Raw genomic sequence first — 18,154 nt, 5'->3', positions numbered from 1 at the left:
GGCGCAAGATGGAGATTAAATTATGAAAAAAAATTCTAATTTAAGCTTAGTCCGTAAATGCCTCAAGGGGCTGTTTCCTTTTTTACAAAAGGTAAAACTGCTGCTTGACCTTTACGGCGTGTTCTTTAACTATTCTTTACCACCAGTAAATGCAAATAGATACTAGGTGGAAAAGTAGGTTTCCTCTGAAATCGGGTAAATGGGTCTTTGTTCCGACCCAATCTTCAAAGGTATTTGGGAGGCAAGTTTCAAAGCTGATTAAATCTAAGTGGGATATACCAGAGTATTTTTATCATCTAAAGCCAGGAGGACATGTTAAGGCAATACGCTTACATGCCAATCATCAATTCTTTTCAAGGCTTGATATAGACAATTTTTTCGGCTCCATTTCTAGATCAAGGATAGCAAGATCACTCAAGGAATTTTTGGGCTATAAAAAGTCTTGGGAAATTGCATTGAATTCAGCCGTAAAGATACCAAACAGCTACCCCATCCAATTTATGTTGCCCTTTGGGTTTGTTCAGTCGCCAATTCTTGCATCCGTCTGCTTAGATAGGTCGAATTTAGGCAAAACCCTTTTTCGACTATCGAAAATTGCGGGGATCTCTTTGTCTGTGTATATGGACGATATATTGATATCGTCAAATGACAATGCTTTATTGAGACGTTTAACTATAGAGGTGAAAGATCAAATGCTGAGATCTCACTGGTTGTCAAATTCATCTAAAGAGGTAATATGCGCCCCTTCTGTAACTGCTTTTAATATCGACCTTAAAAGGGCGCATTATGAGATAACAAATGCAAGACTTCAAAAGCTGCTGTATGAGTACATGGGGACCATTAATGCCAACAAAAAGAGTGGTATCAGAAAATACGTTAGATCAGTAAATCCTATGCAGCTAAATCAATTCCCCTAGCAATTTTTTGTCAGACTAATAATCAAGAAAGAATTTAGTGGACGATAACACTTATATAAATCTTGCAGAGCTAATATGTGGCGATTTGCCAGGTGCTCCTGTTTATAGATCTGGAGATAGATTAACGAAATTTTTTGCAGGGGCGGATGTGGGTAGATTTGTTCACGATGGCTCAACAAGGCGATTTTGGGTTGCAGAATGTTTAAGAAATTGCAGCAAGCAGGAGTTGGCAAAAATACTAAAGCGATTTGTCTCTCCTTATGAGTATGGAGGGGACAAACAAAAAGTTAAAGAAGCACTGACTTCCTTGAATGCAGTTGTTTATGTAGAAGGTTTCAAGGTTGTTTTGAAAGGGACAAGCCCAGTCTTTGAGATGATTGAAGTTAATTTTAATTTAGATCAAGAGCTGGGCAATGAAGCGTTTTTAGAAATTCCAAATTTAGATTTTTTAAAGTTTGATAGTTCTTTGCATAAGATTCTGGAAGGGCGTCTAGAGGAGATTAAGAAATGCGTGGAGATGCAAACTCACCTCGCCTCCACAATCTTGATGGGAAGCTTTCTTGAAGGTTTGTTGTTGGGAGTTTTCCAACGCTATCCAGAGGATGTCGCCAGGTGTCAATCTTCTCCTAAAGACTCAAAGACTGGCAAGGTGAAGCCATTCTCTGGCTGGACATTATCCGAAATGATCGATGTTGCTCACAAGTTGGGTTGGATTAGAACAAGTATGTCTAAGTTTTCTCATGCACTAAGGGATTTTAGAAATTTGATTCATCCAAATGTTCAAATAACATCAAATACGTATCCAGACCTGGATTCAGTAAAAATTTCTTGGATCATTATTCAGGCATCAATCAGGGATTTATCTATCGTTTTTAACAAAAGAGATTCTATTTAAATCGTTCACGGTCTCTTAAGCTTTCACCCAGCGCCCTCTACCCTGACCCGCAATGCTCTAATAAGTTCAGCATTGTTCGAACAGCGACTACATTTACTTCAACCAAAAAGCCCCTAGATTTCACTAGAGGCCTTTTTGGTATCTAGAGCGTTGATTTGGCGTTCTAATTTTTCCAATTACGTTTTTTATTATGTCAAATTTCTTGGGACCAAGCTCAAAAATATCAAAACGTTGCTGCTCGCCTAATTAAAAGAGCTTATCGATACCAAAAAGCGTTAAGACACCCATTACGGCAAATATTCCAGCAGCGATGGAGTGAACCAATTTCATTGGGATCTTTGCGGCAAATTTATTGCCGACAAACACCGCAGGCACATCGGCAATCATCATGCCCAAGGTTGTGCCAACCACAACTGCTAATGGAGCGGCATAGTGAGCCGCAAGTGCGATGGTTGCCAATTGAGTTTTGTCGCCCATTTCTGCAAAAAAGAAGGTGATAAAGGTGGCGCCAAAGACCCCAAGATGTTTGGCAATCTGAGTTTCCTCCTCCTCAATTTTGTCTGGCTTTAGAGTCCAAATCGCCATGCCAATAAAGGAGGCGCCTAAAATCCACCGCAACACATCGGGGTTCACCATGGAGGTAATCCAAGCGCCCAACGCACCGGCTAATCCATGATTAATAGTGGTAGCGGCCAAAATCCCCAAAATAATAGGAACAGGTTTTTTAAAGCGAGCGGCTAAGATAAAAGCCAAAAGCTGAGTTTTATCGCCCATTTCAGCAAGTGCCACCACGCCAGTGGAAATTAAGAGTGAATCCATATGAACGTCCCCTAGGCTGTGTCATAAACAAATGACTACAAGACACCCACAGCCTAAGTAAGTGTTTGTAGTCAAAAGTCTTGCCAAGTATCTAAACCGCTTACACCATAAGCTAAAAGCCCAAGTATGTTGATGTAAGCCATCTTCTATAAAGAAGGGCGGCTACTCCCTAGTGACGTCACAATTGTAACAAACGAATTGGTCCCTCATAAAACTGATCCTTAGCTTGCATGCGATAAAGGCCCAGCATGGATGATGGTTATCAAAATATTCAAGTTGCCCTTAGAATACGATCATGCGCTTTAAATTCACCCGCTCATCTTTGGCGGTTTTTTTGTTCTTGGGAGTTTTCCTCAAGTGCATGTCTCCATTCTTACATGCGCATATCGCTGGAGATAACGATTCTGGATTTCATATGTCGGGTTTGAGCGCATTTGATAATGCGCGACTCTTAGATGATGGCAGTCCTGAGCCAACCCCGGATTCATATGCAGTGACTGTTCCAGATGCGCGTAAGCATTTTCTCGACACCACTTTTGCGGTTGCTTTTGTTGCAGTCGTCCTTTTAGTCTTAAAAGATCGACCCTTTATTCGGCGCGTTTCGTTTGCCAAGACCTTATTGGTCCCGTTTTCATTTCTTAACCCCAAGTTTCCACCCCCGGCTTTAGCGCCACCCCAACGCCACTTCATCTAAGCGCTTACCGCTTCAGGTAAGCCAATGGTTGGTGGCAACCTCTAAAAAATACATTTCATTGCTTTAAACCCTTAGCGGGTTGTTCACCTCCATTCTGGGCGGTTTCTCACGAAACCAAGTGCTGTAGCCAATCGGCTACGAAATCGGTATGGGGATGTTTATGTATTACCAAGATAGCGATGGCATTTATGTGCCAAAAAAACCAGTCACGCATCGAAATGATGAATTTGTTGAAGATCAGTTTGCTCATTTATTTGAAATGCAATCCAAGCATTTTTGGTATCTAGGGCGCCATCGTTTTTTATTAGAGTCATTAAAGCGTCATCAAGCATCAGAAAAATTCTCAGCAATTGATTTGGGTGGGGGATGTGGCGGCTGGGTGCAATACCTTACTCAAACCATTCCCGATCGATTAACCGATTTGGCGCTGGCGGATTCCTCCCGGGTAGCACTCCTCAATGCCAAAGGGGTATTAGATGAGGATGTGGACCTGTATCACGTTGACCTCATGGATTTACAAATGCAGGAGCAGTGGGATACGGCTTATTTATTAGATGTAATTGAGCATTGTCCCGATGATGTCACCGTGATGCGGGAGGCAGCTAAAGCTGTGAAGCCGGGTGGTAAGCTATTTGTGGCAACCCCAGCGCTTGACTTCTTTTGGTCCTATAACGATGAGTTCGTAAAGCACGTACGTCGCTACGACAAACCAAAGTATCAGGAGCTGGCAAAGAATAGTGGATTAATCCTTAAAGATGCGCGCTACTTTATGTTCTTGCTTAGTCCGCTGTACTGGCTATCCCGTAAAACTCGTCCCAAAGAACTTAATGCGGAGCAAATGGCAAAGCTCTATAAAGAGGAGTACAAGACGCCTCATCCTATCATCAACAATGCGCTCAAGGCTCTGTTCTATGCTGAAACTCCATTAGGTCATCACCTTTCCTTTCCGTGGGGGACATCCATATTGGGGGTGTTTGAAAAGCCAAAAAATTAATATCTGACAATAAAACCGAATGAGAATGCCTGAAGTGTCGTTTTAAACGACAAACTTCAGGCCCTTGCCTTAAATTTTGTTGACCTAACCCACACCAGTTTCCTGATAGATTAACCCTAAAAAGGCAGCCTATTTAATTAGCATGCCTTAGGAATTGATTTTTTGTTTTTAACAAAAGATATTTTCCAAAAACAAGTACCAAGTGAATCAAAACAATCGAAAGATAAAACTCACCAATAAATTCGTGGGTATTTTCAGCAAATTTAATAAACCATTTTCCACCGAATTCCTCAAAAATCACGATTCCGAACAAAACCAGCGGGATGGATAAAAAGTACATGAGAAATACCAAAATCCCCATACCGGATCCATACCAAATTTGCCATTTGAAAAGACGCTCAAGTTTTAGATCCTTGAGATCTTGCACAATTGTTTTAAATAGATTGGCACGCATCCAAATTGTTTGAAATGCCATCGATGTTCTTGGAACTAGGCCAATCAAGAGTCGAAGGGAAAAGATAATCCCAAAACCATAACCTAAATACACATGAATCAATCGCCAAGATTCACTATCGGCGGTAAGGTATGCCCCTATAAACGTGATGGCGCCTGCTAGGTGAAGAATTTGCTTGAGTGTTTTCATCGAATGGCCTTATTCTGGGATCCGAACATCATCATCGTCAAATTGACCTTGCTCTGCCCGCTGATGGCAGGCTGCACAATTGGCAGGGCTTTTCACGGATGGCTTCGTAAAGTCGCTGGATTTCACTTTGCGGTGTTTACGTTCAAACCATACCGATTTAGTAATGCGATTCTCAGGTGGCGATTCTTTGACTCGCTTATAGCTTCCTCCATACTGGGATAGCCACTGATTGATTTGATGGCTGGATTTGGCATCGATTGAGGCATCGGTCCCATAGTGTTTGGAAAGAGTGGACATCAATTGCTCCCATGAGGTTTTTGGTAAGAATCCGGGAGGGTAGGCTAAGTGGCACGAGCCGCATTCAGTTTGATATATGGGCAGAGACTGTACCGGCGACATACTCTTGCTGCCGGCATTGGCATGCTTGCTGGTCAAAGCAATCACCGCCAATAGAACCAAGGTCAATAAAATTAATCCAAAAAACTCTTTCATGTTGATCTCCTGATGGTGTTTATTTTTTTGAGCCATTTCACTCATCCACTTATTTGGTTAACGAAATCAAATAAGCCAGCACGTTGGCTTTCTCTAAAGGAGTGCATTCCCTAGCAAGGACATCATTGCAGTTACGCCGAAACCACTTTTCAATCTTTGTGGTTTCCGTAAATGCTTCTGGATTACTGCTAGGTGCTAAGGGTGGAATAGCTTTATTCGTACTTGCATGTTTGCCGGTGTTAAGAGGTGAATTGCCATGGCATGAGGCACAAGACCATTCTTTGCCATGCGTTTGGGTAAAAAAAAGCTTTCCAGCAATCGGGTTTGCCTCCGCACCGGTTTGATCTGTCCAGTATTTCAGCTGTGCAGTGGGGCTGGTATCACCGGCAACGGCGGCATTTACCATGCCTATGCCAATAATCAAGATAAGACTGAAGGAGTATTTCATTGGAGTCCTTTATTGTTTGGACCCCAGTATTAAATAATGTTCCTAGACCCAGGCTGAAGGCATTATTCAGATTCCATTCATCTTGCCGATTTACAATTTCCCCATGCGAAAACTCCCACAGTTTCTTCTGGTATTAGCACTCATTGTGATGCCGATGACTAGTTTTGCCGATTCAGATCATGAGCGAGCTAGAAAAGCTGTTCAATCTGGTCAGATCCTTCCTCTGCAAGAAATATTACAAAAGGTTTCTAAAGATTATCCCGGTCAAGTGCTCGAAGTGGAGCTTGATCAGGAGAAGGGTGTCTGGGTTTATGAAATTAAGCAACTGACTTCGACAGGTTCAATCGTGAAGTTAGAGATAGACGCTAAAACCGGTCAGGTTTTAAAGCAAAAGACCAAGAAAAACTAAAAGGCCAATTGATGCGTTTACTCGTGGTTGAGGATGAACCAACTCTATGTGAGCAATTAAAACTAGCGCTCCAAGAGCAAGGTTATGTGGTCGATATAGCCAGTAATGGGGAGGATGCACTTCATTTTGGAAAAGAAGAGGCGATTGATGCGGCCATTTTGGACTTGGGCCTTCCCAAGCTTGATGGGATTTCGGTCTTAAAGGGATGGCGAGCTGCTCAGAAAACATTTCCAGTCATTATTTTGACTGCACGGGATAACTGGAGCGAGAAAGTAGCTGGGATTGATTCTGGAGCGGATGACTACATCACGAAGCCATTTCATATGGAGGAGCTTTTAGCAAGGGTGCGAAGCGTTATTCGTCGCTCAACCGGTCACTCTTCTTCAGTAATTAGTATCCAAGGATTGACTTTAGATCTTGCTAGTAATCGAGTGAGTCTTGACGGCAATACCATCAATTTAACGAGTTATGAGTTGCGCTTGCTAAGTTACCTAATGCATCACCCCAATAAAGTGATTGATAAAACAACCCTGAGTGAACATCTTTACGCCTATGATGAAGACAAGGACTCCAATACGATTGAGGTCTTTATCGCGCGTTTGCGAAAAAAACTACCCGAAGGTTTGATCGAGACAGTCCGTGGCCTTGGGTATCGACTCAACGATCATGCTTAAGTCCCTGCGATTTCGGATCGCAGTCACCTCAATTTTAGCAATTCTTATCGCATTATTTGTTGCTAATCGGGTCATTGCGGACTTGTTTGCCCAATATGCCAGCAAGCAGTTTGAACTCAACATACAAACTCAATTTAATCAGTTGGCGAGTCTTGTCTCGATTGATTTGCGGTCTCAGCAGCCCCAGTTAGTATCGCCAGTGGGAGAGCCCAGATGGGCTAAGCCCCTATCTGGACTCTATTGGCAGATCAATGCATCAGATGGGACCGTGTTACGCTCGCGTTCCCTTTGGGACCAAACACTCGCCATCCGCGGCTCCAAAAATCAGTCTGATCAACCTCTTTTTTACGAAATTAGTAGCATTGGTCAGCATTCATTACTGGCTTACTCCAAAACCGTTTCCTTGGAGGATGCTCAGTCAACTCCATTTACGCTAACAGTAGCTGTCGATCGCTCACCGCTTGACGCTGAAATTACATTATTTTCAAGTGAAATTAGGCGTTACTTATTCATTCTTGCGCTTGCGCTCCTCATGATATTAATCATGCAAATTACGATTGGATTACAGCCTCTTGAAGCATTAAAAAAAGCAATGATTCGATTAAAGAGTGGCAAAAGCTCAATGATTGAGGGTGAGTATCCTACCGAGTTCAATATTTTGGTGAAAGACTTCAATACAGTTTTGGGGCAAAACCAACAGATCATTGTTAGGGCAAGAGCACAAGTTGGCAATTTAGCACATGCTATTAAAACCCCGTTAGCGGTGATTCAAAACGCTGTCCATGACAGCAGTCTATCCAAAGAGGCTTTTAAGGAATTGGTTCTTCAGCAGACACAATCGGCTAAAGAGCAGGTTGACTGGAGTCTAGCAAAGGCAAAATCTATAGCGCTTAATCGAATCGTAACACCTGGCACACCAATTTTAGAAACAATTCAATCGGTTGTTCGGGTGATGGATAAACTGCATAGTGATAAGAGCTTACAAATAAAGATTACCTGTAATGAGCCAGCCCCAATCTTTAATGGTGAAGGCCATGATTTACAGGAAATGATTGGTAATGTATTGGATAACGCTTGTAAATGGGCTAAATCAATCGTTCATATCAAAATTACAAGTAGAGAAAATTTCCTTCTCATTTGTTTTGAGGATGACGGGATTGGTTTAGATCCTATCAAGTATGATGAGGCACTTAAAAGAGGGATAAAGCTTGATGAAGTGACCCCGGGTTCTGGGTTGGGGCTATCAATCGTCTCTGAATTGGTTGAAATTTATGGTGGCAGAGTGGTTTTGAATCAGTCTAATCTTGGGGGATTATCTGTAACACTCGAACTGCCGAATGTTCAGTAAATGAGGGTTTGAAATGTCGGTTTTCCCGACAAAAAGCCCGGTCGCCCAAACCTCAATCTGAAGTTAAGCTAACGAGCGTCTATTTCGAGGACGCTGCCCGTGAACAATCTGCAATACCTATTTAATCAAGCTGCTACCACCCAATCCAGAACCATCCCGCTGCTTGATGGTGCCATCGTCTTATACAAAAGATCTGGTAGTTCACAATGGCAATGCCGTTTTCGACTGGACAACGGCTCATGGTTTTCTGGTACCACCGCCAGTGATCAAGTGGCTGAAGCCAGCACCCGAGCAATTGAGCTGCATCACCGAATCCATGAAAGCTATGCCAGTGAAGAGGCTTACAGAGCACGAACTTTTGCCTGGATAGCCACGCAAGAACTTGAATCCTTGAAGTCTCAACTTGAAACGGCCAAGAATCGCCAAAGCATTCGGGATCATATCTATGTGCTAGAGTACTATTTGATCCCATTCTTTGGCAGGTTGGCGGTAGCTGATATCCAGCAAACACAAGTGGATGAGTTTGATAGTTGGCGCATTGCCCAGATGGGTCGTGAACCCCGATTTAGTACCCAGCGCCACCACGCCACGACCTTTAATCGGGTCATGGCACGAGCCGGTAACAATGGCTTACTCAATCGCTTTGCCAAACCCGTAACCTTGAATGTGGCAGGTGATCGATCTCAAGCAAGACCCAGTTTCAGTGCCGAGGAAGTGGATCGCTTGTTGGCCTTTATGCCCAGGTGGGAAGTGCAACGACGAGCCGGACGTACCCAACGCTTCCATGACATGGCCAGATTATGTCGCTGTTATGTGGAGTTCTTGCTGTATACCGGCATCCGGCAAGGCACCGAATCCATGCCCGTCCGCTGGAAAGACATCCAATGGCACCGAGCAGGTGGCGAACAATACTTGAAGATCTGGGTATCGGGCAAAACTGGCCCACGTCACTTGATTGCCCGAGCGTCCTTAATTGGGACGCTGGAAAGGCTCATGCACTGGCAACAACTGCCCTATGAATCCCTAGATCAGCTAATTGTGGCAGGCTTGGATCGCAAGGTGTTTGTGTTCCCTGCGGGAGACCAGCCTTATAGCCTGCATGGGGTGTTTCGACGCCTATTAGAAGATGCTGAATTACTGCGTGATCCCCAGACTAATCAAATCCGAACCTTGTATAGCCTACGCCATACCTATGCCACCCAAGCCTTGGCCACTGGTGTGGATATTCACACCGTGGCTAGGCAGATGGGTACTTCGGTTGTGATGCTGGAAAAGCATTACTCAAAGTTAACTCCGATGATTTGTGCAGAGCGATTATCTTAACTATCTTATAAAATTTCAAAAACGTAATCTTTTAAATTAACCTTTGAAGGTCACAACCAAGTCACTTTTTTATCCCAATCGACAATTTGTTGATAGAGGTGATCTAACGCAATGGCTCCATAATCATCAAAGAGAGAGGCTATGAAGGCCTCATTTGGGTTTTCCATTTTTGGGTCGGCTAGCATCAATTCAAGATTGATTTGCTTTCCTCTCTCAAATATATCTTTCCAGTTTTTAAAATCTTCATTTGCCTCCTTTATAAAATTAACAGCCCCAATCATTTTAACAATCGACTTCAAAGTAGATTGGTCGAGTCGATATTGCTTAACAATTTCAGGATGCTGAATATTAAAAAAAATGTTTGCTTTGCAAGTTGCGTTCAATCGAGCAACAAAATTAAATTCATCAACATAGGCATATTTTTTGGCATATTCCTTTATATTATTTTTTAATATAAAAAAGGCAGTATTGATTGCCGAAAGTTCATAACTAAAGTAGCCTTTAGCTTTATAAATTTTCATTTGATGATTTGAAAATGCATTTGAAAATTCATCATTACTGGGTAAAGCATGACCACGAGGAATATGGAAAAAGATAAAATTTGCGGAGTCGCTATTTCCCAGTACGGACATGATGCCTCCTCAATAGCTCACAACTTGGAAATGCAATAACATTTGTGCTAGCAGAAGTTTTTCTATCTGCAGCAATTTTTTTATCAGTGAAATCAGGCCAAGGTTTAGTGGTCGTTGAAGATAAAAAATTGAATCCACTTTTTGGCGAATAAGTAGTTGGATTGCCGGCTAAGCTATTGGGCTTGTTAGGCTCGTCATCAAAAGTAATATTGATTATTACTGCCACGGTTTTCATGTTGATTCCTTTCAATTAGTATTCATCGATTGCGGTTTATATCCGGACTCATTTCGCTTGGATTTGAAATCAACCCAAACCACATTTTTTTTACTTTCTTTGACATAAAAAATCCTTTCATAAAATTAACGACTTGAATGAGTGACATACCCATCAAGAATTTGTAGAGCACCGGATTCAGTAAAAGTTTCTTTGTTCTTGGACAAAATGTGCACAGAACCCAAAAGGAGATAGTCCACGGTGTTCGCAGGGATGATTTCAGTTTTGAGATCATGAATAATGGGTAATACAAAAGCCCAGCTAAACTGATTAAAGTCGCCCTCATATCCCAGGTAATGATTTAATGCGGCTGGGGAGAATTTAAATTGAATAAAAATATGAGGGGTTTGATTCTCTGGCAAATGGCTTTGCCATATTTCCTCAAATTGAAATGGCCCCGCAATATCGCGCATTTTGCATGCGATTTCAACTAAATTTAAAAATTCTGAAATTTTGTCAGAGCCATAGCAAAGATCCCCAAAAATTTTGATGGCAAAAAATTTCAACCGGGTTTTTAGATCTTGGTCAACCATTTGGCAAGGTCTCCAAGCGTCCAGCCTCGGCTATTTGAATATCAGTCAAGATATTGCGGGCAGAGCCATTCCCTGCGCTCACAATGCCTTCCAGGGCATGATCTGGTGGCGCGATGACTCCGGAATCCGAGTAAATCTTTCGTAACTTGGCGACCCAAGCAGTGGGTGGTGGAGCATTCATATCAATCAAGATGGATCGGTCTTGCACACCGCGATCCACTTTATTGAGATGATTGGTGGTGAGAATGTAAACCACATCTTCGCGATTCATAATTGCTTTAAACGAGGCGATCGCTAAATCGGTCAGTAAATCAAATTCATCCAAGATCACGTAATGCAAGTTACTGGTGTTAAAGCTCATGTAGCTGGTTTGCGTTTGAATGCGGTTGATTAAGCTCACGCCATTTTGACCAGAAGCACATGGATGAATCTCATAATTTGGGTTAGTGGTATCCATGAGCTTTTCAACGGGCTGGTTTTGCCAGCCGGTGGTGGTCTTAGAGGTTTCGATCCAGCCAGGCAGTAATTTGGCCATGGTGGTTTTACCCGTACCATAGACACCATAGAGCAAGATACTTTTCTTTTGGCCAGGAAATGCGATTTGCCCATTGAGGATCATCTTCAGCTTTTGCTGCGATTGCGGCATGAGTGGAAAGTCATCTAGGGTTTGGGGTGGATTAATAACGAGTGTCATGTGGACTCCTAAAGTGGTTGAATTTGCCTATTTGTTGACGGGTTAGTAGCGCCTGGGGGTTATGCGGCTTGCGCCTCTTGAATGGCTGCAGCGCGAATCGCCTCATCATTGGCTGCCTTTTGCTCTTCTGCCTTTAAGGCCTCTTTGTCTTTTAAGAGGGTGGGCAAATGGGCTAGGGCGCTGGTAATGAGTACGCCGTTTTGCAGTACGTACTTGATGTGAAAGCTGCCATCGACTTCACGGGTTGACATTAATAACGCCGCGCCATCGTAGGCCGCTTCATCAAATTCTGCATTGAGGGCATCGCCTTGTACTTGAGCGAGCGTTTTACCTTGCATCAATGTCAAACCAACTTTGGCTTTTTCCTTGATGTTGACCTTGACGGTTTTGCCCTCGCGCCGAACTTCTTCAATGCCACCGGCATCGCTTAAGAATTTAGGAATATCCATACTGCCGATATTCTTTTCTGCGGCGATGCGTAAGGCTTTGGCATAGCTGGAGACTCGACGGCGGTCTTGATTGCCAAATACAGCAGTTACTACCCGAACCATTAGGTGGGTACTATCTTTGAACTCGAACCCAAGCTCTTCGCAGTGCTTGTTAAAGGCACGTTTAAGAGCAAGTTTTTCCACAGTAATACCTACCATGTCTTTGTACAGCACATAGCAGCTTTGCAGAATTTGATACTTGCGCTTATTACTACTGGCAAATTCATTGGTTTCCCAATGCTTACGCTCAGCAATGAGGTTGGCAATCACCTCACTGATTTCCTTGCGGCCATAGAGACTTACTCGGTCTGCTAGGCCAGTGGTAGAGGATTGATCTACCGCTCTTGTTTCTACTACTAATTGGGTCATACGACCTCCTTGTATTCAGAATTACTAAAACTTTCCTTAGCCTGCTGCCTGGGAAAGGCTTTGTCGGGAATCCCGACTTTTTGTCTTCAAATAGGCAAATATTTGAAGAGGGCGCTACGTTTAAGGAGTTTCTTGGAGGTAAGGCCTCTTGTCGATCAAAAGAATTTTGATCAAAATTCAATTAACTATGAATGATCAAAAACTAATATCAGATGAGTTTGAGCAACACGATAAAGTGTTGAATGAGGTGTGCCAGAAATTTAATTTTGCTGTTAGACCAGACTGGCGCCATAAATGGTTTTTTAGGTTCTTACAAATTAGTGCAAGTTATCGATATGTAAGAGACTGTCAGGCAGAAATTAAATCAGGAGGAAAAAATCCAGATAACTACAAAGATTATTTGCCAGACTATGATTTGGTCAACATGACGTATCAAGGCTTATATGATGTTTGGCATTTTGATTTTGTTCGCTGGTGGGCTACCTTTGGGCAACTACAATTCAACAAATTAGAAGATATAAAGTTTAAGGAGTTAGCCCTAATCCAGTTTGGCAAAAAATATGACCAAAACAAACGCCAGTTATTCAATATTAGGTTTCAAAATTACCTTGATCATGTAATTGATAGCCCATCATTTCCAGATACCTTAATTCTTGGTGTGACTATGGATAAATCAAAAAATGTTCTTATCAGGGAATTTATTGAAATAATGGATCGATATAACGTGTATCCCCAAGAAAATACCGCCCATGGAAATTTTTTCATTAAACAGTCAAAGTTAAAGGAAGGTGCCTTAAGAGATTGTTATAGAACCTTTGAATTACGAATTCGATTCCCAGAAATTTCTCTTATTGAGCTTGCAAAAATGGCTAATACTCTTAAGACATCTTTAGCTGGTATTAAAGATGACTCAAATTCAGAGGCTGCTAAAAGCGTTAGGTCGGGAATAAAAAACCAATTAACTATGGCTATTAATCTAGCCGAAGCCGCGGCAAGAAGTTCGTTTCCGCATACTAAAAAGGGCCCAGGCATTCATAGTAAGTATCTTCAGATGCCTGATTATTTTATGAATCTATTTAATATCATTCAGGAGATAACACCATACAAGACGCAAGATGTAAATCAGATAGTAAATGAATTGCCCAGCCTGATTGAGAGGGCAAAATCTTATAATCTTGATAGTCTTGAACGTCTATATTAACTCTACCGCATTACGTTTCTGCTCATCGTTGACATCAATGTATCTCTGAGTAACCGAGATATTCTTATGACCCGCCAGGCTGGCTAAGATTCGTACACCGATGCCCTTGTTTGCCAAGGTTGTAATAAAAAATTTTCTTCCTGAATGGCTGCTCCCGCCACTGATTCCCGCGTTCTTGTACAGCTGGAAGAACCAGACACAAAGACCATTTGGGGTAAATCCCAAGCGATTCTCGGTATGGAAGAAGGGCACATCAGCGTTCTTGACATGGCGAGTAGTAATGTAGCGCTCTAGTTCTGCCCGTAAGCGCTGCGATACAAATACAGTTCTCGGATGTTTGCCTTTGGTCTGCGCTGCACTTAGGCGAATCTCACTCTTGATTGTGCCGTCGGAGTTTAAGACATCGCCCATTCGTAGGCTGGCGATTTCGGCCACACGCAGCCCCGCGTAAAAGCTCATGGCCAAAATCGCGCGATTGCGTTCTGCGTATCGGTTTTTATCCACATACGCAAATACTTGCTCGAGTTCTTGGGTTGTTAGGGTTTTGGCTTGTGCCATTTTGGTAGTCCTTTCATAAATAAAAAGTGTGTTTACAGTATGTTTTCTTATCAACAAAAGGTCGACCGGAATTTGCGGGTAACAGCCAAATCGCCCGACAAAAAAGTCCTTCCAAGAATCAATGACTTACAAAGCAGGTTAAGAAAAGTTACATTTTCTTAACCTGTATTTGTCTATCAGTATTTAGCCCAAAACCCCGTTTTTCGTGGCGAAAAGACGACGATTTTGGGCGTTTGTGCAGCAACGCTTCAAATCAGCGTTGTGCGCGGTGCGCTAGCTCCTCTAGTGCTCGCATATTCGCTCCGGTAAAAGCACCGTTTGTAGACGGATTTTGAGGCGAATCTAACAAAGTAGCGTTGGTAGCGATCAGCGTGGGAGTGGGTTTTCCAGGTGTTCGCGCAATGCAAGCTCGTACGGCCAAGTTCCACGATTCATGGATTTGGGTATCCGCATCTTCGATCTCAATGATCAAGCGATGGTGATTGAGATCCAAGGCTGCATAGCCTCGTACCGGAATCTTATTAGATAGTTCATAGCGATAGATCCAGCTCATGAGCACACCGGATTCATTGACAGGTAATTCTTCCAAGCGTTGTGTCATGCTCACATGCACAGGTGCTTTGGCTGTGTGAAACCAGGCTTCGATCTCCTCAAAATCCACTAAATACTTGCTGCGGGGTTGGCTGACCTCCAAAGTGCCGTTGTAGATGGCTCGGCGATATTGGCCCTTGCCATAGGTGGTTCCAAATTTGGGGTTATCCCATAAACGGGCGGTAATTTCTTTCATTTTTAATCTCCTTTAAGTTTGAAAGAAGTCGCAGTGTTGCCTGAGTCACTAAGAGAGGCAGATCCAAGAACTGGTTGCTGTTGCACTGGATGCGGGTATTGAGTTCAGAGCTACTCATTTGTCCCCAATTGCATCCAACCGCCGCATCTAGCAACCATTTCACATACGCCTCTCTTAGCAACTCGTATAGCAACTCACTTTGCGACTCGTAAATATTTATCTCTTGCTAATAAAAACCGTATTTTTCCCATCCAAAATGAGCCAAATCAGCCCATCGACCAAAAAAAGGTCGTCCAAAACGCCAAACGATTACACACTTAGTGCTAGCAATTCAATTAAGGAGAGTGTGATGGGTGCAATTAGTGAACTTAAACTCGTAGCGGATAAAAAGCCACGCAATATGCCGGTGATCGTAGTTCGCAGGCACAAGCTCGCGGCCAAGCTCTGGGAGCAGATCCAGTTGGCCAAAAGCCAGATCGATGGCACACCGTTCGTAATCCATAAATTTAGAAGTGTTCGAGATCCTGAAACCGGTGTGAAGAAACAGGTGGAAGTGCCCAAAAGGATCAAACCGTGGTGGTTTCAAAGCGAGGCCGGCAAAGTATGCATCGCTATTCGCTATGGTAGCTACACCTTAGAACTGGCCAAAGGCAAACCCAGCATTGAGGTCGCCAGCGCTGCCGATCTCATCAAAACCTTGGAGGTCATCAAAACCGCGGTTGAGGCAGGGGAGTTGGACTCACAGATTGAATTGGCCAGCCAAAGTCTGCGTAGTGGCTTTCGACGCTGACCAGCGTCCTTAATCGGGACGGTTTTCTTAGTCAGCGCTAAATACTCATATGAAACAGTTTCAATGCCTAGTGCGAGCATCGGGCATGGTGGTGCAAACCATGATCATGGCCCGAACCAGCCTCGAAGCCACCAAAATTCTGCAAGCGCAATTTGGTGCTGCGAATGTATTGCAAGTTCCGCAGCAGGTGGGGCACTGATGCGGATTGCGGAAATCAAACCTCAGCGTCCGCTCTCGCCTGATCAACAGCGCATTAAAAGTATGCAATCGCGAGTCAAGCAAGCCCAACAAGCGGTGAAAGCTGAGCGAGCTAGACAGCAGATTCGGCGGGCACAGGCTAGTTTGAGATCAACGTCCAGTTAAAAGACGGTTGATAAGGGTTCTAATTACTGCTGGGCAGGCCAAAAACTGTAAAGTATGTGTCCGGTATAAAGTGTTAACTATGTGTCGAGTCGTACAAAACAAATAGAGGGATATCATCCCCCTATTCGATAAGTTACCTAGAAGTTACTTATTATTAGTTTATTGAATTCCCATGATTTTCTTCGCATCAGCCAAGGACTTCATCGATTCAGTATGTTGACCTGCTTTGTGCTGTTCTTCACCCTTAGCACGAAGTTCTTTTACCTTGGTTGCGTCTTGAGCACTTAGTTTAGTAGTGGGCATAGCGGCATCAATTTTTTTCATCTCACCAGGACAGCCATGAGCTAGGGCAAGACCAGAGGCAGCGAGTAGGATAGTTGATACGAGCAGTTTTTTCATTGAAACCTCCATAAGTTTGAGTTTTTAATATAGCGCTTAACAAGCATTCTTGCATTTGTAAGTCTTATAAATGACTTGTTGAAGTCATTGGTATAAGAGCTGTCAATCAAATGTGACACTGAACTATTGGTGCTCAAAGGCTAAAGAGCCTCTCCCGGATTGGCGGCACACACAAAAAGGTACATCTCTATATAGTCTATTCATGCACTATCAACCTATTACTATTTCTGATCGCGTTGCCTTGATCTTTACCAAAAGCATGCGGTTCTTTGCCGATACCTTTTTCAAAACACGGTATGGACATCGCGCCGTTGTACTAGAGACAGTAGCCGGTGTGCCAGGGATGGTTGCAGGAATGTGGACCCACTTGACTAGCCTGCGACGCATGCGAGTCGGCTACGGCCCCAAGATCCGTACCTTACTGGCTGAAGCCGAAAATGAACGTATGCACTTAATGACATTTATTGAGATTGCAAAGCCGAACTTATTTGAGCGGTATTTAGTTTTAATTGCCCAAGCCGTCTTTTGGAATCTATTCTTTGTGATTTATGTGTTCTTTCCAAGAACAGCTCATCGTATCGTTGGGTATTTTGAAGAAGAGGCAGTGTACTCCTACACTGAGTATCTCAAAGAGATTGATTCTGGAAGAACGCCTAATATTCCAGCGCCAAAAATAGCAATTGATTATTGGAAATTAGCCCCAGATGCCACACTGCGTGATGTAGTAATTGCTGTTCGTGAGGATGAGGCACACCATCGTGATACCAATCATCAATTTGCTAAAGAATACGATGAGCAGCGTAAAACATCCTAGTTAATGGAAGGAATAATAGGCAATGAACCCCAATGAAAAAGTAATGCTTGAGAAGTTTCTTCAGCAATTAAAAAATTCTCAGGCAAATCCAAAAGATCTTGATGCGGACAAATTGATTGCGGACAGTACCAGAAATAATCCCGATGCAACCTACTTGTTGGTTCAGCGCGCCCTTGGGCTGGAGTTAGCCCTGCAGGCTACTCAAAAACAACTTACTGAGCTACAGGCTGTAAACCCTCAGACTAAGCCGTCAAGTTTTATCAATGACCATAATTCTTGGGGTAGAGCCCCAGGTTCACCCCCGACTAATGCGCCACTTCAAACAACCAAGACAAATGCAATATCACCAAATCAACCGAGTGCCTGGGGTGCTGGCTTATTAGGAACCATTGCAACTACTGCTGCTGGTGTGGTGGTTGGATCGATGCTCTACCAAGGTATTCAGAGTATGTTGGGACACGATCAAAACCAGCCCAATTTAGGCCCGTTGGGCTCTGGTGGGACGAATGATGATTTACAAACGGTCCAATATGACCAACATGATTTCCAAGATCAAATCGATAGTGATTTTGGCGGCGATGACTTTGTATAAGGAT

General features: G+C 43.2%; 26 protein-coding genes and 1 riboswitch. Of the genes, 14 read left to right on the top strand and 12 right to left on the bottom strand.

Annotation, left to right across the window (positions count from 1 at the left end; translation table 11 throughout):
• The first annotated feature begins 149 nt into the window (after nt 1–149).
• Both QUE61_RS06185 and QUE61_RS06180 read left to right on the top strand, forming a co-directional pair.
• A complete protein-coding gene (locus QUE61_RS06185) occupies nt 150–917 on the top strand; it encodes a reverse transcriptase domain-containing protein (protein WP_286306395.1) in 768 nt (255 codons plus the stop codon).
• A gap of 37 nt (nt 918–954) precedes the next feature.
• On the top strand, nt 955–1,812 hold the full coding sequence (locus QUE61_RS06180) for a hypothetical protein (RefSeq protein WP_286306393.1): 858 nt from the start codon (nt 955–957) through the stop codon (nt 1,810–1,812).
• Nucleotides 1,813–2,058: 246 nt separating this feature from the next.
• Here the strand turns inward: QUE61_RS06180 and QUE61_RS06175 are convergent, their stop codons facing one another.
• On the bottom strand, nt 2,059–2,631 hold the full coding sequence (locus tag QUE61_RS06175) for a TMEM165/GDT1 family protein (protein WP_286306392.1): 573 nt from the start codon (nt 2,629–2,631) through the stop codon (nt 2,059–2,061).
• A gap of 13 nt (nt 2,632–2,644) precedes the next feature.
• Nucleotides 2,645–2,819, bottom strand: a riboswitch (yybP-ykoY riboswitch).
• A gap of 107 nt (nt 2,820–2,926) precedes the next feature.
• On the opposite strand from QUE61_RS06175, the gene QUE61_RS06170 reads away from it, so the two are divergent.
• Both QUE61_RS06170 and QUE61_RS06165 read left to right on the top strand, forming a co-directional pair.
• Complete coding sequence (locus QUE61_RS06170; RefSeq protein WP_286306391.1) at nt 2,927–3,325, top strand: hypothetical protein; 399 nt, start codon at nt 2,927–2,929, stop codon at nt 3,323–3,325.
• A gap of 154 nt (nt 3,326–3,479) precedes the next feature.
• On the top strand, nt 3,480–4,319 hold the full coding sequence (locus QUE61_RS06165; protein WP_286306390.1) for a class I SAM-dependent methyltransferase: 840 nt from the start codon (nt 3,480–3,482) through the stop codon (nt 4,317–4,319).
• A 133-nt stretch (nt 4,320–4,452) separates the two neighbouring features.
• On the opposite strand, the gene QUE61_RS06160 is transcribed toward QUE61_RS06165, so the two are convergent.
• From QUE61_RS06160 to QUE61_RS06150, 3 genes are read right to left on the bottom strand one after another with little or no spacing between them, the layout of a single operon-like run.
• A complete protein-coding gene (locus QUE61_RS06160) occupies nt 4,453–4,962 on the bottom strand; it encodes a cytochrome b/b6 domain-containing protein (protein ID WP_286306389.1) in 510 nt (169 codons plus the stop codon).
• Nucleotides 4,963–4,971: 9 nt separating this feature from the next.
• Complete coding sequence (locus QUE61_RS06155; protein WP_286306388.1) at nt 4,972–5,490, bottom strand: diheme cytochrome c; 519 nt, start codon at nt 5,488–5,490, stop codon at nt 4,972–4,974.
• Nucleotides 5,491–5,503: 13 nt separating this feature from the next.
• The gene (locus QUE61_RS06150; protein WP_286306387.1) at nt 5,504–5,902 is read right to left on the bottom strand and encodes a DUF1924 domain-containing protein; all 399 of its coding nucleotides are present in this window, start codon (nt 5,900–5,902) and stop codon (nt 5,504–5,506) included.
• A 103-nt stretch (nt 5,903–6,005) separates the two neighbouring features.
• On the opposite strand from QUE61_RS06150, the gene QUE61_RS06145 reads away from it, so the two are divergent.
• The 4 genes from QUE61_RS06145 (at nt 6,006) to QUE61_RS06130 (ending at nt 9,656) form a co-directional block, all read left to right on the top strand.
• A complete protein-coding gene (locus tag QUE61_RS06145) occupies nt 6,006–6,311 on the top strand; it encodes a PepSY domain-containing protein (protein ID WP_286306386.1) in 306 nt (101 codons plus the stop codon).
• An 11-nt stretch (nt 6,312–6,322) separates the two neighbouring features.
• Nucleotides 6,323–6,985: a response regulator transcription factor gene (locus QUE61_RS06140; protein ID WP_286306385.1), complete on the top strand. Its 663-nt coding sequence runs from the start codon at nt 6,323–6,325 to the stop codon at nt 6,983–6,985.
• Between the two features lie 403 nt (nt 6,986–7,388).
• On the top strand, nt 7,389–8,333 hold the full coding sequence (locus QUE61_RS06135; RefSeq protein WP_286306384.1) for an ATP-binding protein: 945 nt from the start codon (nt 7,389–7,391) through the stop codon (nt 8,331–8,333).
• Nucleotides 8,334–8,432: 99 nt separating this feature from the next.
• The gene (locus QUE61_RS06130) at nt 8,433–9,656 is read left to right on the top strand and encodes a tyrosine-type recombinase/integrase (protein ID WP_286306383.1); all 1,224 of its coding nucleotides are present in this window, start codon (nt 8,433–8,435) and stop codon (nt 9,654–9,656) included.
• 50 nt (nt 9,657–9,706) lie between these two features.
• On the opposite strand, the gene QUE61_RS06125 is transcribed toward QUE61_RS06130, so the two are convergent.
• From QUE61_RS06125 to QUE61_RS06105, 5 genes are all read right to left on the bottom strand, one after another.
• On the bottom strand, nt 9,707–10,288 hold the full coding sequence (locus QUE61_RS06125; RefSeq protein ID WP_286306382.1) for a hypothetical protein: 582 nt from the start codon (nt 10,286–10,288) through the stop codon (nt 9,707–9,709).
• On the bottom strand, nt 10,269–10,523 hold the full coding sequence (locus tag QUE61_RS06120) for a hypothetical protein (protein ID WP_286306381.1): 255 nt from the start codon (nt 10,521–10,523) through the stop codon (nt 10,269–10,271). Before QUE61_RS06120 ends, QUE61_RS06125 begins: the two co-directional genes overlap by 20 nt.
• A gap of 125 nt (nt 10,524–10,648) precedes the next feature.
• The gene (locus QUE61_RS06115; RefSeq protein ID WP_286306380.1) at nt 10,649–11,095 is read right to left on the bottom strand and encodes a hypothetical protein; all 447 of its coding nucleotides are present in this window, start codon (nt 11,093–11,095) and stop codon (nt 10,649–10,651) included.
• Nucleotides 11,088–11,789, bottom strand: coding sequence for a hypothetical protein (locus tag QUE61_RS06110; RefSeq protein WP_286306379.1), 702 nt, complete (start codon nt 11,787–11,789; stop codon nt 11,088–11,090). Before QUE61_RS06110 ends, QUE61_RS06115 begins: the two co-directional genes overlap by 8 nt.
• 59 nt (nt 11,790–11,848) lie before the next feature.
• Entirely contained in the window at nt 11,849–12,646 is a 798-nt protein-coding gene (locus QUE61_RS06105; protein WP_286306378.1) for a hypothetical protein, read from the bottom strand.
• 187 nt (nt 12,647–12,833) lie between these two features.
• On the opposite strand from QUE61_RS06105, the gene QUE61_RS06100 reads away from it, so the two are divergent.
• Nucleotides 12,834–13,847 (top strand): hypothetical protein, encoded by a 1,014-nt coding sequence (locus QUE61_RS06100; protein WP_286306377.1) that lies wholly within the window; start codon nt 12,834–12,836, stop codon nt 13,845–13,847.
• Here QUE61_RS06100 and QUE61_RS06095 read toward each other — a convergent pair.
• Both QUE61_RS06095 and QUE61_RS06090 read right to left on the bottom strand, forming a co-directional pair.
• Nucleotides 13,839–14,405: a tyrosine-type recombinase/integrase gene (locus tag QUE61_RS06095; protein ID WP_286306376.1), complete on the bottom strand. Its 567-nt coding sequence runs from the start codon at nt 14,403–14,405 to the stop codon at nt 13,839–13,841. The two genes, QUE61_RS06100 and QUE61_RS06095, sit on opposite strands and share 9 nt — an antisense overlap.
• A 253-nt stretch (nt 14,406–14,658) precedes the next feature.
• Nucleotides 14,659–15,192 (bottom strand): hypothetical protein, encoded by a 534-nt coding sequence (locus QUE61_RS06090; RefSeq protein WP_286306375.1) that lies wholly within the window; start codon nt 15,190–15,192, stop codon nt 14,659–14,661.
• 349 nt (nt 15,193–15,541) lie between these two features.
• Here QUE61_RS06090 and QUE61_RS06085 point away from each other — a divergent pair, with 349 nt between their 5' ends.
• Genes QUE61_RS06085 through QUE61_RS06075 form a run of 3 tightly spaced genes read left to right on the top strand, consistent with a single transcriptional unit; the run spans nt 15,542 to nt 16,345 of the window.
• Nucleotides 15,542–15,982, top strand: a complete 441-nt coding sequence (locus tag QUE61_RS06085) for a DUF6641 family protein (protein ID WP_286306374.1) — start codon at nt 15,542–15,544, stop codon at nt 15,980–15,982.
• 49 nt (nt 15,983–16,031) lie between these two features.
• On the top strand, nt 16,032–16,181 hold the full coding sequence (locus QUE61_RS06080) for a hypothetical protein (RefSeq protein ID WP_286306373.1): 150 nt from the start codon (nt 16,032–16,034) through the stop codon (nt 16,179–16,181).
• Nucleotides 16,181–16,345 carry a hypothetical protein gene (locus tag QUE61_RS06075; protein ID WP_286306372.1) on the top strand — a complete coding sequence of 55 codons (165 nt, stop codon included), beginning with the start codon at nt 16,181–16,183 and terminating at the stop codon, nt 16,343–16,345. The genes QUE61_RS06080 and QUE61_RS06075 overlap by 1 nt, the downstream gene beginning before the upstream one ends.
• A 159-nt stretch (nt 16,346–16,504) precedes the next feature.
• On the opposite strand, the gene QUE61_RS06070 is transcribed toward QUE61_RS06075, so the two are convergent.
• Nucleotides 16,505–16,744 carry a hypothetical protein gene (locus QUE61_RS06070; RefSeq protein ID WP_286306371.1) on the bottom strand — a complete coding sequence of 80 codons (240 nt, stop codon included), beginning with the start codon at nt 16,742–16,744 and terminating at the stop codon, nt 16,505–16,507.
• A 202-nt stretch (nt 16,745–16,946) separates the two neighbouring features.
• Between QUE61_RS06070 and QUE61_RS06065 the strand changes: the two genes are divergently transcribed.
• Together QUE61_RS06065 and QUE61_RS06060 are read left to right on the top strand one after the other, a co-directional pair.
• Complete coding sequence (locus QUE61_RS06065) at nt 16,947–17,558, top strand: alternative oxidase (RefSeq protein ID WP_286306370.1); 612 nt, start codon at nt 16,947–16,949, stop codon at nt 17,556–17,558.
• A 22-nt stretch (nt 17,559–17,580) separates the two neighbouring features.
• Nucleotides 17,581–18,150 carry a DUF2076 domain-containing protein gene (locus QUE61_RS06060; protein ID WP_286306369.1) on the top strand — a complete coding sequence of 190 codons (570 nt, stop codon included), beginning with the start codon at nt 17,581–17,583 and terminating at the stop codon, nt 18,148–18,150.
• Nucleotides 18,151–18,154: the final 4 nt, after the last annotated feature.

The sequence above is a fragment of the Polynucleobacter sp. HIN5 genome, from assembly GCF_030297555.1.
GTDB lineage: Bacteria > Pseudomonadota > Gammaproteobacteria > Burkholderiales > Burkholderiaceae > Polynucleobacter.
Note: the sequence above shows the minus strand (reverse complement) of the source record. Positions and strands in the feature narration are given on the sequence as shown.

Coding starts and splice junctions, on each gene's coding strand:
- QUE61_RS06185 (WP_286306395.1), top strand. CDS start 150: ATGCAAATAGATACTAGGTGGAAAAGTAGGTTTCCTCTGAAATCGGGT.
- QUE61_RS06175 (WP_286306392.1), bottom strand. CDS start 2,631: ATGGATTCACTCTTAATTTCCACTGGCGTGGTGGCACTTGCTGAAATG.
- QUE61_RS06170 (WP_286306391.1), top strand. CDS start 2,927: ATGCGCTTTAAATTCACCCGCTCATCTTTGGCGGTTTTTTTGTTCTTG.
- QUE61_RS06165 (WP_286306390.1), top strand. CDS start 3,480: ATGTTTATGTATTACCAAGATAGCGATGGCATTTATGTGCCAAAAAAA.
- QUE61_RS06160 (WP_286306389.1), bottom strand. CDS start 4,962: ATGAAAACACTCAAGCAAATTCTTCACCTAGCAGGCGCCATCACGTTT.
- QUE61_RS06155 (WP_286306388.1), bottom strand. CDS start 5,490: ATGGCTCAAAAAAATAAACACCATCAGGAGATCAACATGAAAGAGTTT.
- QUE61_RS06150 (WP_286306387.1), bottom strand. CDS start 5,902: ATGAAATACTCCTTCAGTCTTATCTTGATTATTGGCATAGGCATGGTA.
- QUE61_RS06145 (WP_286306386.1), top strand. CDS start 6,006: ATGCGAAAACTCCCACAGTTTCTTCTGGTATTAGCACTCATTGTGATG.
- QUE61_RS06140 (WP_286306385.1), top strand. CDS start 6,323: ATGCGTTTACTCGTGGTTGAGGATGAACCAACTCTATGTGAGCAATTA.
- QUE61_RS06125 (WP_286306382.1), bottom strand. CDS start 10,288: ATGTCCGTACTGGGAAATAGCGACTCCGCAAATTTTATCTTTTTCCAT.
- QUE61_RS06120 (WP_286306381.1), bottom strand. CDS start 10,523: ATGAAAACCGTGGCAGTAATAATCAATATTACTTTTGATGACGAGCCT.
- QUE61_RS06115 (WP_286306380.1), bottom strand. CDS start 11,095: ATGGTTGACCAAGATCTAAAAACCCGGTTGAAATTTTTTGCCATCAAA.
- QUE61_RS06110 (WP_286306379.1), bottom strand. CDS start 11,789: ATGACACTCGTTATTAATCCACCCCAAACCCTAGATGACTTTCCACTC.
- QUE61_RS06105 (WP_286306378.1), bottom strand. CDS start 12,646: ATGACCCAATTAGTAGTAGAAACAAGAGCGGTAGATCAATCCTCTACC.
- QUE61_RS06100 (WP_286306377.1), top strand. CDS start 12,834: ATGAATGATCAAAAACTAATATCAGATGAGTTTGAGCAACACGATAAA.
- QUE61_RS06095 (WP_286306376.1), bottom strand. CDS start 14,405: ATGGCACAAGCCAAAACCCTAACAACCCAAGAACTCGAGCAAGTATTT.
- QUE61_RS06090 (WP_286306375.1), bottom strand. CDS start 15,192: ATGAAAGAAATTACCGCCCGTTTATGGGATAACCCCAAATTTGGAACC.
- QUE61_RS06085 (WP_286306374.1), top strand. CDS start 15,542: ATGGGTGCAATTAGTGAACTTAAACTCGTAGCGGATAAAAAGCCACGC.
- QUE61_RS06080 (WP_286306373.1), top strand. CDS start 16,032: ATGAAACAGTTTCAATGCCTAGTGCGAGCATCGGGCATGGTGGTGCAA.
- QUE61_RS06075 (WP_286306372.1), top strand. CDS start 16,181: ATGCGGATTGCGGAAATCAAACCTCAGCGTCCGCTCTCGCCTGATCAA.
- QUE61_RS06070 (WP_286306371.1), bottom strand. CDS start 16,744: ATGAAAAAACTGCTCGTATCAACTATCCTACTCGCTGCCTCTGGTCTT.
- QUE61_RS06065 (WP_286306370.1), top strand. CDS start 16,947: ATGCACTATCAACCTATTACTATTTCTGATCGCGTTGCCTTGATCTTT.
- QUE61_RS06060 (WP_286306369.1), top strand. CDS start 17,581: ATGAACCCCAATGAAAAAGTAATGCTTGAGAAGTTTCTTCAGCAATTA.